The 14,766-nt window shown below is 57.8% G+C and carries 14 protein-coding genes; 5 read left to right on the top strand and 9 right to left on the bottom strand.

Translation table 11 applies throughout. The features are described from left to right. Window positions 1–313: 313 nt before the first annotated feature. The gene (locus tag AAAB35_RS05350; RefSeq protein ID WP_340667181.1) at window positions 314–592 is read right to left on the bottom strand and encodes a hypothetical protein; all 279 of its coding nucleotides are present in this window, start codon (window positions 590–592) and stop codon (window positions 314–316) included. A 299-nt stretch (window positions 593–891) separates the two neighbouring features. Then, entirely contained in the window at window positions 892–2,526 is a 1,635-nt protein-coding gene (locus AAAB35_RS05345) for a tyrosine-type recombinase/integrase (protein ID WP_340667180.1), read from the bottom strand. Between the two features lie 341 nt (window positions 2,527–2,867). On the opposite strand from AAAB35_RS05345, the gene AAAB35_RS05340 reads away from it, so the two are divergent. The 3 genes from AAAB35_RS05340 (at window position 2,868) to AAAB35_RS05330 (ending at window position 4,059) form a co-directional block, all read left to right on the top strand. Further along, a complete protein-coding gene (locus tag AAAB35_RS05340; RefSeq protein WP_340667179.1) occupies window positions 2,868–3,326 on the top strand; it encodes a MarR family winged helix-turn-helix transcriptional regulator in 459 nt (152 codons plus the stop codon). Between the two features lie 65 nt (window positions 3,327–3,391). Then, entirely contained in the window at window positions 3,392–3,622 is a 231-nt protein-coding gene (locus AAAB35_RS05335; RefSeq protein WP_340667217.1) for a CopG family transcriptional regulator, read from the top strand. Next, window positions 3,619–4,059: a TA system VapC family ribonuclease toxin gene (locus AAAB35_RS05330; protein ID WP_340667178.1), complete on the top strand. Its 441-nt coding sequence runs from the start codon at window positions 3,619–3,621 to the stop codon at window positions 4,057–4,059. The genes AAAB35_RS05335 and AAAB35_RS05330 overlap by 4 nt, the downstream gene beginning before the upstream one ends. On the opposite strand, the gene AAAB35_RS05325 is transcribed toward AAAB35_RS05330, so the two are convergent. The 3 genes from AAAB35_RS05325 to AAAB35_RS05315 all read right to left on the bottom strand — a co-directional run bounded on the left by AAAB35_RS05325 (window position 4,056) and on the right by AAAB35_RS05315 (window position 7,148). Further along, window positions 4,056–4,817, bottom strand: coding sequence for an ABC transporter permease (locus AAAB35_RS05325; protein WP_340667177.1), 762 nt, complete (start codon window positions 4,815–4,817; stop codon window positions 4,056–4,058). The two genes, AAAB35_RS05330 and AAAB35_RS05325, sit on opposite strands and share 4 nt — an antisense overlap. Then, window positions 4,814–5,740, bottom strand: a complete 927-nt coding sequence (locus AAAB35_RS05320) for an ABC transporter ATP-binding protein (RefSeq protein WP_340667176.1) — start codon at window positions 5,738–5,740, stop codon at window positions 4,814–4,816. Before AAAB35_RS05320 ends, AAAB35_RS05325 begins: the two co-directional genes overlap by 4 nt. A 193-nt stretch (window positions 5,741–5,933) precedes the next feature. Then, window positions 5,934–7,148 (bottom strand): MFS transporter, encoded by a 1,215-nt coding sequence (locus tag AAAB35_RS05315; protein ID WP_340667175.1) that lies wholly within the window; start codon window positions 7,146–7,148, stop codon window positions 5,934–5,936. A gap of 128 nt (window positions 7,149–7,276) precedes the next feature. Between AAAB35_RS05315 and AAAB35_RS05310 the strand changes: the two genes are divergently transcribed. Continuing rightward, window positions 7,277–8,101: a helix-turn-helix transcriptional regulator gene (locus AAAB35_RS05310; RefSeq protein ID WP_340667174.1), complete on the top strand. Its 825-nt coding sequence runs from the start codon at window positions 7,277–7,279 to the stop codon at window positions 8,099–8,101. On the opposite strand, the gene metH is transcribed toward AAAB35_RS05310, so the two are convergent. Continuing rightward, window positions 8,086–11,874 (bottom strand): methionine synthase, encoded by a 3,789-nt coding sequence (gene metH / locus AAAB35_RS05305; RefSeq protein WP_340667173.1) that lies wholly within the window; start codon window positions 11,872–11,874, stop codon window positions 8,086–8,088. The two genes, AAAB35_RS05310 and metH, sit on opposite strands and share 16 nt — an antisense overlap. A gap of 159 nt (window positions 11,875–12,033) precedes the next feature. Continuing rightward, on the bottom strand, window positions 12,034–12,243 hold the full coding sequence (locus AAAB35_RS05300) for a hemin uptake protein HemP (RefSeq protein ID WP_340667172.1): 210 nt from the start codon (window positions 12,241–12,243) through the stop codon (window positions 12,034–12,036). A gap of 488 nt (window positions 12,244–12,731) precedes the next feature. Between AAAB35_RS05300 and AAAB35_RS05295 the strand changes: the two genes are divergently transcribed. Beyond that, the gene (locus AAAB35_RS05295; RefSeq protein WP_340667171.1) at window positions 12,732–13,559 is read left to right on the top strand and encodes a Hint domain-containing protein; all 828 of its coding nucleotides are present in this window, start codon (window positions 12,732–12,734) and stop codon (window positions 13,557–13,559) included. A 94-nt stretch (window positions 13,560–13,653) separates the two neighbouring features. Here AAAB35_RS05295 and AAAB35_RS05290 read toward each other — a convergent pair whose 3' ends face one another. Together AAAB35_RS05290 and AAAB35_RS05285 are read right to left on the bottom strand one after the other, a co-directional pair. Beyond that, window positions 13,654–13,839, bottom strand: coding sequence for a DUF3606 domain-containing protein (locus tag AAAB35_RS05290; protein WP_340667170.1), 186 nt, complete (start codon window positions 13,837–13,839; stop codon window positions 13,654–13,656). A 383-nt stretch (window positions 13,840–14,222) separates the two neighbouring features. Continuing rightward, a complete protein-coding gene (locus tag AAAB35_RS05285; protein WP_340667169.1) occupies window positions 14,223–14,555 on the bottom strand; it encodes a hypothetical protein in 333 nt (110 codons plus the stop codon). Window positions 14,556–14,766 lie beyond the last annotated feature (211 nt).

The raw sequence follows: 14,766 nt of genomic DNA, 5'->3' as shown, positions 1-14,766 counted from the left end.
GGTTGCGAGTTCGGCTAAGATTCGACTGAACACACCAAGTATGTCTTATTGCGGCGCATCCGCGCCCCAGACAACAGCATCAGATCACTCATGGCAGCGCCTCCTTGCGCGACCATTGAATCAATCCGTCGACGACGACTCAAATCTGATTGCATCACGGTGCAATGCTTGGGACAATGCATAAGGATCGATATTACGCGACCCAATAGGGCCATCATTGGCCGCGGCCGGGGGATGCAGCAAACGCTGCGCACATGGACAATGCGATCAGTAACTTTCTCATCACGATCCTGTCAACCAGTGGTGCGCGTGGTCACGATTCACGGCATCCTTTTTCAATCCAGTAGCGGAATTGCTCCTGGACATATTCCACGATCACACCGGCGAAGGCTGCTTTGCCCTTTTCTTTGGCGCGCTTCTCTAGATCACCGATCTGCATAGCTGGATCCCTTTCGCTGTATGGCCTTAGATACCCGGTGCCGAGATAAGTCACGGCCGGAGAGTGGTTGGACAGATTGATTACCCTTGCGGAACGTGCTTGCCCGCAATCGCCAAAGATTTGCGATGCGATGCCAATGGCACTGCCAATCACCGTTCCGTTTCAGCCAAGGAAGTCCAGGCGATATGTCGGGGGGCACAAACGCGGGCTACTTGTATCTAACTGAGGTTCGGTCCGCCCCGCTTTGGCGGGCGGACGCGTACCTGAGAACAAAACGGAATGAGGTGCTGTCAAAGGTCCAGTCGAAATCCAATCAATGCTGAAAAGGCTTTTAAATTCAGCATGATCACGGAAATCAATGGCGGAGAAGAAGGGATGGAACGCGGCCTCCTGACCGGATGGAGTAGCATCGGCCTCCGCCCGTATGGAACCCAAGGCCACAGCCCGCGCGCTCATCGGTAACCCCGATTTCTGGCCGCGTATCCCCACCGTGTCGCGCAATCGTCGAGGCAGGCGCGGAGCGTGTCGACAACGAAGTCGCGTTCCCTTCTGGTCTTGCCGAGGTCACGCAGGGTGAGGCCATGCGCACAGACGGCAATCGCAATCGCGTAGTTGCGCTCGCCTAGCAATGTCTTCACTTCCGTGAGCTGCATCGCGGCGGCAAGGCCGGAATCGCCGGGGGTGCGGTGGCCGGTCCAATTGCGGTCGAGGGGCCGGTCGAAGCTGGCCGAATGCAAATCCGACATCGCCGCCGACAGGTGGCCCAACCGGACTGCGGCGCGCACTTGATGCGGCTCCAGCAGGCCGCGCACGGCGAGGGTCGAGACGGCGCTGCCGCCGATTGCAGCCGTTCCCTTCGCGTGGTGGTCGGGCGAAGGGCGCTGCAGTTCGGTCATGTCGGTGATCCATCGGTGGGAGGCGGCAACGCTCCCCAATATCGACCCAAGCCGGAAACCTGTCCAGACCGGCCTCAGACCGCCAGACGCACCACGTTCGCAGTCGGGGTCTCGGTGATGATCGGTCAGCAGCCGCGCCCACGCATCGAGCGCCCTACGCTTCTCCGAGACGTAGCCGTGCAGATCGTAGTGCGCCCCGGTCACCACCGCCGCACCCCCCGTATCGCTGCTGTGGCTCAGGACTTGGCTGGCGATGAATCGCGGCACGCCGACCCGCTCGGAGGTGAGGTTCGTGGTTCCTGTCCGCCGCAAGTCATGCGGCGTGGCTCGCGGCATCTTGAGATCGGTGACGATCCGCTGGAAGGCTTGCGTCATGCCGACCCGCCGAACCGGCTCGTCGTCATGGCGGATGTTGGGGAAGACGAAAATCTCGCGGCCGATCTCCGCCTCGGAGGCATCGAGCAGTTCGAGGGCCATGTCCGACAGCGGCACGACATGCACCCTGCCGTTCTTCATCCGTTCCGCAGGGATAGTCCACGTCTTGGATTCGCGGTCGATCTCGGACCAGCGCATGCCACCGACCTCGCCGCCGCGCTGCAGGGTCACGGCCATCATCCGGAGGCACAGCCGCGTCGAGGCGTAGCGCTCCTTCCCGGCCGCATTCCAGATCGCGCGGATCTCGGCATCGGACAAGAGCCGCGTCCCGGCCTTGATCCCGACCACGGGGATGTTTCTGACCGGCGACACCGTGATCACCTCGCGTTCGGCATAGGCCAGCAAGCCGCCGAGCACGGCCTTGATGTAATGGCCGTTGGACTTCGCCTTGCGACTGGTCCGCGAGACCAGATCGAGGATGTCCCTGCGGGTGATCGAGGCCACCGGCATGTCGCCCAGCGTGGGCTTGACCAGCCGGTTGTAGGCGTACTTCTGCATCGCAATGGTGCTGTCGCGCTTCGCCCTGCCGCTGGCGCGGTGCAGGCCGCGTGCCGCATCCTCCCAGTATTCGGCCGCAAGTCCGTCGAGCGTATTCAAACGGGCCAGCCGCGCCTCCTTGCGAGCCGCCTTGTCGGCCCCGACCGGATCGATACGGGTGGCGACCTCGCCCTTCACCTTGCGCGCCAGTTCCCTCGCCTTCAAGGCCGATGGACGGAAATGCGCCGAGCGACTTGCGGCGATGCTCGTCTGCCGCATTGACGTAGCGCACGGACCACGACTTCGCCCCCTTAGGCGTGACGCGAAAGACGAGGCCGGGTTCGTCGTCGTCGCGGAACTCTGGATAATGGCCCTCGTTGGGGATCGGGATGTTGCGGAGAATTTCGGGTGTCGGCTTCGTCAAGATTCGGGGTCCTTTTTGGCCGTGGGCAACTCATGGGCAAGTCGATTTGTCGCCCTCTGACCCTTTGTAGCACCTTCTGACCCAGTTGAATACTCAACAATTTCCGATACTTAGCACCTACTGTCGCTTCTTGGCACCTCCTGTCAACTCGGCCGATTTATATTGTGACTATCAACGGCAATCGGGATTTTCGACAATGGAAAACGACATCGAGGTCAACCCGTCCCTGCTGCTCGAGACATTTATCCCCTACCGTCTCAATAAGGTAGCAGAAACCGTGAGCCAGCGTTTCGGCCGACTTTACCGCGATCAGTACGGACTGACGCGCCCGGAGTGGCGCACGCTGGCAACGCTTGGCCAGTTCGGCACTATGACCGCAACGGCGATCGGGGCCCATTCATCAATGCACAAGACAAAGGTGTCGCGAGCGGTACTGGCATTAGAGATGCGGCGCTGGCTGCTGCGCAAGCGCGATGGCGCGGACCGGCGTGTCGAGAACCTCGCGCTCACGGCGGCCGGGCGAAGAGCCTATATCGAGCTCGTGAAAGTCGCCCATGATTTCGAGGCCGAACTGCTGGCGAAGTTGGGGCCAAGCAACGAGGCGGCGCTAAAGGTGGGGCTCGCGGCACTGGAGGGGTATTGCGCAGCACTGTAATCTTGATCTCGTACAAGCGAGTTATATGATGCATGATGATTGATGCATGATGATTGGAGCGGATGATGCGAACGACCCTGGCTATTGATGACGACGTCCTGATAGCGGCAAAGGGATTGGCTGAGCGCCACCACAAGACGGTCGGAGAAATTATTTCAATGCTAGCTCGAAAATCGCTTCAGACCTCGGTCGCAAACAGGGCCGAGCGCAATGGCGTGCCATTGCTTGCCGTGACCGACAAGTCAAAGCCGGTCACTATGGAGTTGGTAAACCAGCTGCGCGATGAATTGCCGTGACGACATTTCTTCTGGACGTCAACCTACTGATCGCCTTGTTTGATCCCGTGCATGTCCATCACGATCCCGCGCATGAGTGGTTCACCGATATTCGTCCGTCCCGATGGGCCACTTGCCCAATGACCGAGAATGGCGTGATCCGAATTATCAGCAACGCCCGTTACCCGAACTCGCCGGGGACGCCGGGAGCCGTGGTCGGGCTCTTGGCAGGATTGCGCAATCTTTCAGGCCACGTCTTCTGGCCTGATGACATTAGTTTGATGCACGCTTCAATCGATACATCACGGCTATTGAGCGCGGGTCAGGTCACGGATACTTATCTTCTGGCCCTTGCGCAGGCGCATGAAGGACAATTGGCAACATTCGACCGGCGCCTCGTAACGGACGCAGTGAAGAACGGCCGCATGAGTTTGCATGTCATTGGAGGCAAACTCTAGCTCTTCAGCCGATAGCCTGTCTTGAATATCCAGCGCAGGACCAGGATGCATGCAACGAGAAATACAGCTGTCATGACAAGGCTTGTCCCGATATGGACATCCGACAGGCCAAAAAAGCTCCAGCGAAATCCACTGATGAGATAGACCACCGGGTTGAACAGCGTTACCGTCTGCCAGAACGAAGGCAGCATGTCGATTGAGTAGAAACTGCCGCCCAAAAATGTAAGCGGTGTGATGATCATCAATGGCACGAGTTGCAGCTTCTCAAATCCGTCAGCCCATATGCCGATGATGAAACCGAACATGCTGAAGGTTACCGCGGTCAGTACGAGGAAGAGCAGCATCACGAAAGGATGTTCGATCCGCAGCGGCACGAACAGCGAGGCCGTTGCAAGTATAATCACCCCTAGAATAATCGACTTGGTCGCCGCGGCCCCGACATAGGCAATGACGATTTCCACGTAGGATACCGGCGCTGAAAGCAGTTCGTAGATAGTACCGACGAACTTCGGGAAATAGATGCCGAAGGATGCGTTGGAGATGCTCTGCGTCAGGAGCGACAGCATAATGAGACCGGGTACGATGAATGCGCCATAGCTGACACCGCTGATTTCGGGAATGCGGCCGCCGATCGCCGATCCGAAGACGACGAAGTAGAGACTGGTCGAAAGCACCGGCGAAATGACGCTCTGCATGAGCGTGCGCCAGGTGCGGTGCATCTCAAACAGGTAGATCGCCTTGATCGCGTAAAGGTTCATTTGCGTTCCCTCACAAGATTGACAAAGATTTCCTCAAGGGAACTTTCCTTCGTCTGGATATCGCTGAAGCGCACACCTGCCTTGTCGAGATCCTTCAGGAGCGCCGTAATGCCTGTGCGGTCCTTGCGCGTATCGTAGTGATAGACCAGTTCGCAGCCATCGGGCGACAGTTCGATCCCGTACGGCGCGAGAGCTTCGGGAACGTCTTCACGCTTTTCTTGCAGGATAAGACGCAGCTCTTTCTTGCCGAGCGAACGCATCAATGCGTCCTTCTCTTCGACAAGAATGATCTCGCCGTGGCTGATGACGCCGATGCGATCGGCCATCTGTTCGGCCTCCTCGATATAGTGCGTCGTAAGAATAATGGTGACGCCCGATGCACGCAGCGCGCGCACGACGTTCCACATGTCGCGCCGCAATTCGACGTCAACGCCCGCCGTGGGCTCGTCGAGGAAGAGAATTTCCGGCTCATGCGACAGTGCCTTGGCGATCATGACGCGCCGTTTCATGCCGCCCGACAACGTCATGATCTTGTTGTCTTTCTTCTCCCAGAGCGAGAGTTCCTTGAGGATCTTCTCGATGTGGGCAGGATTGGCTGGCTTGCCAAAAAGTCCCCGGCTGAAACTGACCGTTGCCCAAACGGTCTCGAATGCGTCCGTGGTCAATTCCTGCGGTACCAGGCCGATCTTGGAGCGCGCCGCCCGATATTCTTTGATGATGTCGTGGCCGTCGGCAAGAACCGAACCCGATGTCGGATTGACGATACCGCAGATGGTGCTGATCAACGTTGTCTTGCCTGCCCCATTTGGCCCGAGCAGGGCGAAAATTTCGCCGTGGCGAATATCGAGATTGATATTCTTCAGCGCTTCAAAACCGGATTCATAGGTCTTGTACAGGCTGGAGACGGAAATGGCTGAGGACATGAAGCTACCCGGGAGGAACTTGGGTTTGGATGCGGCGAGCGAAACGAAACCCTTTAGCGTCGGACGCGATGGGCAATGGTGTTCCTTATATGGGGTTGGCCCGGGTTTTTCAAACCGCCCGTCCTGACAATTGGCGTCAGCAGATTCCAAGACTTGGCCGATCAAGCAAAAGGCCCGGCGAACCGGGCCTTTTCTACGCTTGCTCGCCGCGCACCTCTTTCATGCTTGGCAGGAAGATGGTTAGGAGCCCCAGGAACGGCAGGAACGAACAGATCGTATAAACGTAGTCGATGCCCTTGTTGTCGGCGACGAAGCCAAGCACCGCAGCGGCAATTCCGGCCATGCCGAAGGCGAAGCCGAAAAAGATGCCGGCAATCATGCCGACACGGCCCGGCACCAGTTCCTGGGCGAAGACGACAATCGCTGGGAAAGCCGACGACAGGATGAGACCGATGAGGACCGTGAGCACGCCCGTCCAGAACAGGTCGGCATAGGGCATGATCAGCGTGAACGGAAGGACGCCGAGGATCGAAAACCAGATCACGGCCTTCGTGCCGATCTTGTCGCCGATCGGCCCGCCGACAATGGTTCCTACTGCGGCGGCGCCGAGGAACAGGAAGAGCATCATCTGCGATTGCTGCACTGAGATGCCGAACTTATGGATGACGTAGAAGGTGTAATAGCTGGAAATACTTGCAAGATAAATGTTCTTGCTGAAGACAAGAAGGGCCAGGATCAGCAACGACATGGCAACCTTGCCGCGCGGCAGTTTCAATTGCTTGCTTGCCGCGGGCTTGTTGGCATTTGCCTTGCGGTAGCGCTGGTACCAGTTGCCGACCTGATAAAGGACGATCATGCCCAAAAGCGCTGCAGCGGAAAACCAGGCGATGCTCTGTTGGCCGCGCGGCAACACGATAAAGGCGGCCAGCAGCGGCCCCATCGCCGTGCCAAAATTTCCGCCCACCTGAAAGAAGGACTGGGCAAGGCCATGACGTCCGCCCGATGCGAGGCGCGCCACGCGTGACGATTCAGGATGGAAGATCGATGAGCCGATGCCGATAAAGGCAGCGCCTGCAAGAAGCATCACATAATGCGTCGCAATCGACAGGAGGCCAAGCCCGACGAGCGAAAACGCCATGCCGACGGGAAGCGAATAGGGCATGGGCCGTTTGTCGGTATAGGTGCCGATGACAGGCTGCAGTAGCGATGCGGTCACCTGGAACGTGAGCGTAAGAAAACCGATCTGCTTGAAATCAAGACCATAGTTCTGCTTCAGCATCGGATAGATAGCGGCAAGCAGCGACTGCATGGTGTCGTTAAGAAAATGGCAGAAGCTGACAGCAAATATGATGGCAAAGACGGTGGTGTCAGCGGAGGTCCGCTGTGCGGGCATGGTGGTATCGGTCATCAAGGCGTTCCATCGAAAACAAAGGCGTCGTCGCAAAAATTGCGCCGCCTCTTTCATCAACTGATATATCGGTTGCAGTCAACCCGCTTTCGTGGTTTGGTCCAATTCTTTCGCAAGTGGGCCAAAACATGCGCTACCAGACCTTTGCGGCCCCGAGCGCCGCCGGACTGGAACTCGAACAACTGCACCGGCTGCGGCTGCAATGGCTGGAGCAAGCCGAGGGCGATGTTTTCGCGCTCGCCACGCTCTATCCGTCGGGCTACCACATCCCTGATCACCATCACATCCAATCGCAATTGCTGCATGCAATCACCGGCGTTGCCATGGTGACGACGAAATTCGGCCGCTGGATGGTGCCGCCACACCATGCGTTGTGGCTGCCGGCCGGCATCGAACATGCTGTGGACATGCTCGGCGACGTCTCGATGCATTCGATCTATGTGCGTCCTGAGGCCGTCGACGGTTTGAAGGGTCATCTTCACGTCGTCGGTCTGACGCCGCTCGTCGACAACCTCATTCGCGAAGCCGTTGCCGTTCCTGGCGACAGGCAGCCGGATCAGCGCACGATGTTCGTCATGGGCCTTTTGCTGCACGAAATCCCCAACCTTAAGGAACGTCCGCTCGGTCTGCCGTTTCCGCAAGACAGGCGGCTTGCCAGCCTATGCCGCGGCTTCCTGAAAGACCCCTCGCCCCACACCAATATCGACAATTGGGCCAACCGGCTTGGCATGAGCCGGCGAACATTCACCCGCATGTTTCGCCGCGAAACCGGATTGAGTCTTTCGACGTGGCGCCAGCAGGCATGTCTTCTCGCCGCCTTGCCACGACTGACAGAGGGTGAACCGGTGACCAGCGTTGCGCTCGATCTCGGCTACAGCGTGCCCGCTTTCACAACCATGTTCAAACGAATGCTCGGCGCACCGCCGCGCAACTACCTTCACTCAGCCGCCTGAACCCGCGGCCCCGCCACATAATTGAGGATCGGGCCGAGCCACCGCTCCACCTCTTCGACGGGCATGGACTTGCGGCCGGCATAGTCCGCCACCTGATCGCGCTCGACCTTGGCGACGCCGAAATAATAAGCGTCGGGGTGCGCAATGTAGAGGCCCGAGACCGACGAGCCCGGCCACATGGCATAGCTCTCGGTCAGCCGCACGCCGATCCTGGCTTCAGCATCGAGCAAGCGGAAAAGCGTATCCTTCTCCGTGTGATCAGGCTGAGCCGGATAGCCGGGCGCCGGGCGGATACCCCGATAGGGCTCGCTGATCAGCTCATCAGCGGCGAATGCTTCGTCTGGAGCATAGCCCCAGAACTCCTTACGGACCTGTTCATGCATAAGTTCGGCAAACGCCTCGGCAAAACGGTCCGCAAGCGCTTTCACCAGAATGGAGGAATAATCGTCGTTCGCACGCTCGAACCGCTCGGCTATGGCGATTTCCTCGATCCCTGCCGTAACGACGAAACCGCCGACATAATCGGCCGCGCCGCTCGTCGCAGGTGCTACGAAATCGGCCAGGGCGACATTTGGCCTGCCGTCGCGTTTCGACAATTGCTGGCGTAGCGTAAAGAAGGTCGCCTGATGTTGCTTGCGTGCATCGTCGGTAAACAGGTGAATGTCATCGCCTACCGAACCAGCGGGCCAAAACCCTATGATTGCCTTTGGATTAAACCATTTCTCGTCGATGATCTTTGTCAGCATCGCCTGCGCATCGGCAAAAAGCTGGCGCGCAGCTTCGCCTTGCGCTTCGTCTTTCAGGATGGCCGGATAGCGGCCTTTCAATTCCCAGGTCTGGAAGAAAGGCGTCCAGTCGATGTAGCGCGCGATCTTTGCAAGGTCGTAGTTCTCGAAAACGCGCGTGCCGGTGAATTGCGGTCTGGGCGGCACATAGGACGACCAGTCAATTTTCTGGGCGTTGGCGCGCGCCTTCTCGAGGCTCAACCTTTGCTTGTCGGCCTCGTTGCGCGCATGGGCCTCCGCAACCTTCTCATATTCGGCCCGAACGGTCTCCACATAGCCGGGCTTGGCATCCGCAGACAGGAGGTTGGAAACAACGCCGACCGCACGGCTTGCGTCGGTTACGTAGACCGTCTGGCCATTACTATACCGTGGATTAATCTTGACCGCGGTGTGGACACGGCTCGTCGTCGCGCCCCCGATAAGCAGTGGAACGTCAAAGCCCTCGCGCTCGAGTTCGGAAGCAACATGCACCATCTCGTCAAGTGAAGGCGTAATGAGGCCGGACAGGCCAATTATGTCCACCTTCTCCTCGCGCGCCGTTTGCAGAATCTTCGTCGCAGGCACCATGACACCGAGATCGATGATTTCGTAATTGTTGCAGGCAAGCACGACGCCGACAATGTTCTTGCCGATATCGTGAACATCCCCCTTGACTGTCGCCATCAGCACCTTGCCGGCGCTTTCCCGATTTCCTGTCCCGCCATTGGCGCGCTTTTCCGCCTCCATATAGGGCAAGAGCACAGCAACAGCCTGCTTCATCACCCGGGCGGATTTCACCACCTGCGGCAGGAACATCTTGCCGGAACCGAAGAGATCGCCAACGACATTCATGCCGGCCATCAGCGGTCCCTCGATGACGTGGAGTGGTCGCTCGGCCCTGGTGCGGGCCTCTTCGGTGTCTGCTTCGATGAACTCCGTTATGCCGTTGACGAGCGCATGTTCGAGCCGCTTATCGACGCTCCATTCGCGCCAGGCAAGATCGCGCTCGCGCGCCTCCCTGCCGGCCGAACCCTTATAGCGTTCGGCAAGGTCAAGCAGTCGTTCGGTCGCATCATCGCGTCGGTTGAGGACCACGTCCTCGCAGGCTTGCCGCAATTCTGGATCGATCGATTCGTAGACCACAAGCTGTCCGGCATTGACGATGCCCATGTCCATGCCGGCCTGAATGGCGTGGTAGAGGAAAACGGCGTGCATCGCCTCACGTACCGGTTCGTTGCCACGGAAGGAAAATGAGAGATTGGAGACGCCGCCGGAGATGTGTACGTGGGGCAGGCTCTGCGTGATCTGCCGCGTTGCCTCGATGAAGGCAACCCCGTAGCCATTATGCTCTTCGATGCCGGTGGCGACCGCGAATATGTTCGGGTCGAAGACAATATCTTCAGGCGCGAAGCCCGCCTCACTTGTCAGGAGTTCGTAGGCTCTTTTGCAAATCTCGACCTTGCGCTTGAGCGTGTCGGCCTGGCCCTCGGTATCGAACGCCATGACCACGACGGCCGCACCATAGGCGCGAACCTTGCGGGCATGCGCCACGAAGGCGTCCTCGCCTTCTTTCATGGAGATCGAATTGACCAGCGCCTTGCCCTGAACGCATTTGAGGCCGGCCTCGATCACATCCCATTTGGACGAGTCGATCATCACCGGCACACGGGCGATATCGGGCTCGGCTGCGATCAGATTGAGGAAATCGACCATGGCCCTTTCGCTGTCGATCAACCCCTCATCCATGTTGACGTCGATGATCTGCGCGCCGTTGGCGACCTGGTCGCGCGCCACGTCGAGAGCAGCGGGAAGATCGCCGGCCGTGATGAGTTTGCGAAACTTCGCCGAGCCGGTGATGTTGGTCCGCTCACCGACATTGACGAAGGCGATGTCCCTGGTGAGCGTGAATGGCTCGAGCCCGGACAGCCGCATATGGGTTTCGGTCTCGGGAACCGTGCGCGGCCTGTATTTTCCGACGGCCTCGGCAATGGCTCTGATATGTTCCGGTGTCGAGCCGCAACAGCCACCGACGATGTTGAGCAGGCCTTCCTTGGCGAACGCTTCGAGTTGTGCTGCCATTGCTTCGGGGCTCTCGTCATATTGCCCGAACGCGTTGGGAAGTCCGGCGTTCGGATAAGCGCACACGAAAGTATCGGCGACCGCGGCGATTTCGGCCAGGTGGTCACGCATGGCATTGGCGCCAAGCGCGCAATTGAGACCGATGGTGAATGGCCTGGCGTGGCGTACGGAGTACCAGAAGGCTGTTGGCGTCTGTCCCGACAAAGTGCGTCCGGAAAGGTCGGTAATGGTGCCGGAGATCATGACCGGCAGGGTGATTGCCTTTTGTGCAAACATCTCCTGCGTCGCAAAGATGGCAGCCTTTGCGTTCAGTGTATCGAAGATCGTCTCGATCAGGATGATGTCGGCGCCGCCGTCGATCAATCCACGCAGCTGTTCGGCATATGCCGCACGAAGATCATCGAAAGTCACGGCGCGATAGCCCGGATTGTTGACGTCAGGCGAGATCGAGGCTGTGCGGTTCGTCGGGCCGAGCGCTCCGGCAACGAAGCGGCGCTTGCCATCCTTCTGTTCGGCTTTCAACGCGGCGCGGCGCGCCAGCCGTGCACCATCGCGATTAAGCTCATAGACGACGTGCTCCATCCCGTAGTCAGCTTGGGCAATGGCGGTCGAGGAGAAGGTATTGGTCTCAAGAATGTCTGCCCCTGCCATGGCATAGGCGTAGTGGATATCCTCAATCGCCTGGGGCTCGGTGAGAATCAGAAGATCATTGTTGCCCTGAAGATGGCAGGAACAATCGGCGAACCGTTGACCGCGAAAGTTCTCCTCCTTCAACCCGAGACCCTGGATCTGCGTTCCCATGGCGCCGTCCAGGATGAGAATCCGCTCGTTTGCCGCCTTCGTGAGCGCCGCAAGCACGTCCGAACCGTCGCGGGGGGCATTTTCGGGGCCAAGCAGCGCCTCGCCAATTGTTCCGATAGCAGTATCCATGACCCGAAATGCCTCACAACCATGCTTTTAAGGAGGTGTTAAAGTCACATAAAGATATCTTTATGTCAACAAGTCGGCTCTGATCGCGGCATAAAGTGTCGCAATGGCATGAAGACTTCAATCCGGACAGCGCACCGGAACGGCTCCGGCGCTCATGCACTACTTGTTGAGAATGAGTTTGCCTTGCCGGGTAATCTTCAGCCGATACAGGGAACCGGCATGTTCGATCCCAACCTCCTTGCTGCCATCGAACAGGGCATCACTGCCAAGGACACGAAAGCCCGGCGCCGAAAGCTGGGCAGGAGCGGCAGGCCGCGAAACACGATTGGGAAGCCGAACCTGAAGGTCGAGAATCTGGCGGCGCGACATGGTGGGGCCTCCTGTTGGCCGGCACAGGGAATAACCCGATGCCGTCCAATTTAAACTTGATACTAATAGTCATATTTAATCCGACGCCGAACCTGAGTCAATCAATCCCAGGCATGAGGGGTCCTTCTATCCGCTTGCCAATAACTGGGATACGCCGCTGTAAGAGATCGCCGATCACCTCTGCCACTACCGGTTCCGCGTTCCATTCCAATTTAGCCAATCAAGGCAGAGGTTTTCTTGTTCTCGACGTCGTCGCCAAGCGGCTAACCAACGTGCTCGTGCCGACGTTTACGGGACTTGCAATGGAAGCGCCCATTCCCCAACCAAAAGGAGTAGAGGCATCGTTCATCTGAAGCGACGCCTACTCCCATTTGCGGATCGCGCAAGCACAAATACAAAGGTTCTGCAGTTAGAAGTTGAGGTAAAATGGCCCCGTAATCCTCGATATAAAAACAAAGAACAATGTGCACAAGCACGAGGAGAGTCCAATGTCATCAACTACAAGGCCGAACACGCCGCGCAACAGGGCACGCCGTCATTTTCTCGGCATCGTCGCGGCGGCAACCGCAGCCGTTACGCTTGCCTCATTGCCAGCACGGGCGAAGGGAAGCAATTGGTGGGATAAGCACGGCAGCGATGGTGGGCCGGTTCGTGGCCCCAAAGGCGACGGTGGCAATTGTTTTCTCCGCGGCACCTCCATCATGACCCCGACGGGGGAGGCTCGCATCGAAGACCTTAAGATTGGTGATCTTGTCGAGACAATGCACGGCAGAACGGCGCCGGTAAAATGGATTGGCCACCAGCGCTTTAAGAAGAATGCCCCCGCTTGGCATGAAAGTGTAATGCCGATACGCGTTTGTCGCTATGCCCTTGATGAGTGGACTCCGCATCGCGACCTATATCTTTCTCCCAATCACGCTCTCTTGATTGATGGCGTTCTCGTCCGCGTGAAGGAGCTGGTGAATGGCGTTTCGATTGCCCCTGCTGATTTTGCGGGATGCGCGCAGCTAGATTACTACCAAGTCCTACTCGATACCCATAATGTGATTCTTGCGGAGGGGGCGCCTACCGAGACGCTTCTACTGCGCGGAAGCAACCACGAATGTTTCACCAACTTCGCCGAATACAACCGCCTTTATCCGTCCGAACAGACTCTGACCATGGCGCCTTTCGCGCCGATCGTCGGTTATGAGGGTGGCAGGGCGAACCTAAAGGCTCTACTGCGCCTTGGGGTTTCTCCGTTTGTTCAGATGCGCGATCCTATCCAGGAGGCCTATGAGAGAATTGTCGCAAGAACTGAAGGGCTCGCAAACTGAATCCCCTACAACGGCGGTGCCCCGGACACTCAACGGGAGCACTTGCCAGCGCGTGGGAAGGGCATTCCCGCCACAGGAGTCGGCTCACAAAGATCTAGATGTTGACCGCGTCTAGTTCTTGTTCAATTTTCTTTCGGTTACCACCGTGTTTGGCAATAAGCTCCAGCGCACGGTTTCGGGTCAGATCGTATCTCGACATGATGTATTGGACTTCGTAGTCCTCGCTGACCGAGGCCTTTGAGCGGTCGCGATAGTCTGTCTTTGACTTGTCGTCCGACATTTGAGCGCTCCTTGATTGTTTAACTGTCGTGCAAACTGTGCCGATCAATTTTTGTTCCATGCGGGGTGGAGTTGGCCATCTCGTTTGGCCCCGCAAAAACCCGCCGGGTAAGGGCAAGGTCATGAATCGCGCACCGACTTTACGAACCGGAAAATGACCACGGCCGAGGATACCAGGTAGAGCGACCCGCCTAGAAACATTATCCCGTATATGCCTGCGTACAGCTCCCGGTCATGTTTATAGAAATCAGGATGCAGTCGATCGGAGAATGTAAACGGCGCGATCAAATATCCTATAAGGTATCCCGACAAGACGCAGACCGGGACGAGAAGGACCAACGAGATAATCAAAATGATGATTTTCTTGGCCACGGTGATCCTCCCCTAAAACTGAGTTAAGGTGTTTTTGGAAAATCGGACAGAATTTTTCTGGCACGCGTGCCACTCCTTGAAAGCATTCGCTTCGTTCTGCTTGCCATAACACCAGCCTCGTTCGTTGAGCGCCAGGCCGTAGATAGTCATCGACTTGCAAGCGACAATGACTTGAACATCGCGACTTGGGTTATGGAGGCATAGTTCGCCGGCTTCGTCGTAAAGTTTCATTAGCTTTTCGTTCGTTTCGGCCGCATCTGCGAACTGCTTGTCTGCGCCGGCGGCAAAGGGAATTAGCATGGTCGGCAGGAGCGACAATGATACAATGACGGGCGTGATCCGCATCGAATTGATCCCTTGGATGTATTTCACATGTTTGTAAGCGAATTTGGCGACATAAGGCCATAAGGAAATCAGGATCGAGGTGCAGAAGAAAGAAGCGCCCAAAAGCGTATTTGGCCAAACGTCGATACTTCACTGGTCGCAGCGAGTGAACACCCGAGAACGCCGAAGGCAATCGCCTTCAGCGTTCCTCTTCACCACGGATCTTTTGCCT

Origin of the sequence: Phyllobacterium sp., from assembly GCF_037994425.1 — a bacterium.
Classification (GTDB): domain Bacteria; phylum Pseudomonadota; class Alphaproteobacteria; order Rhizobiales; family Rhizobiaceae; genus Phyllobacterium.
This window is presented reverse-complemented; position numbering and strand designations above follow the sequence as displayed.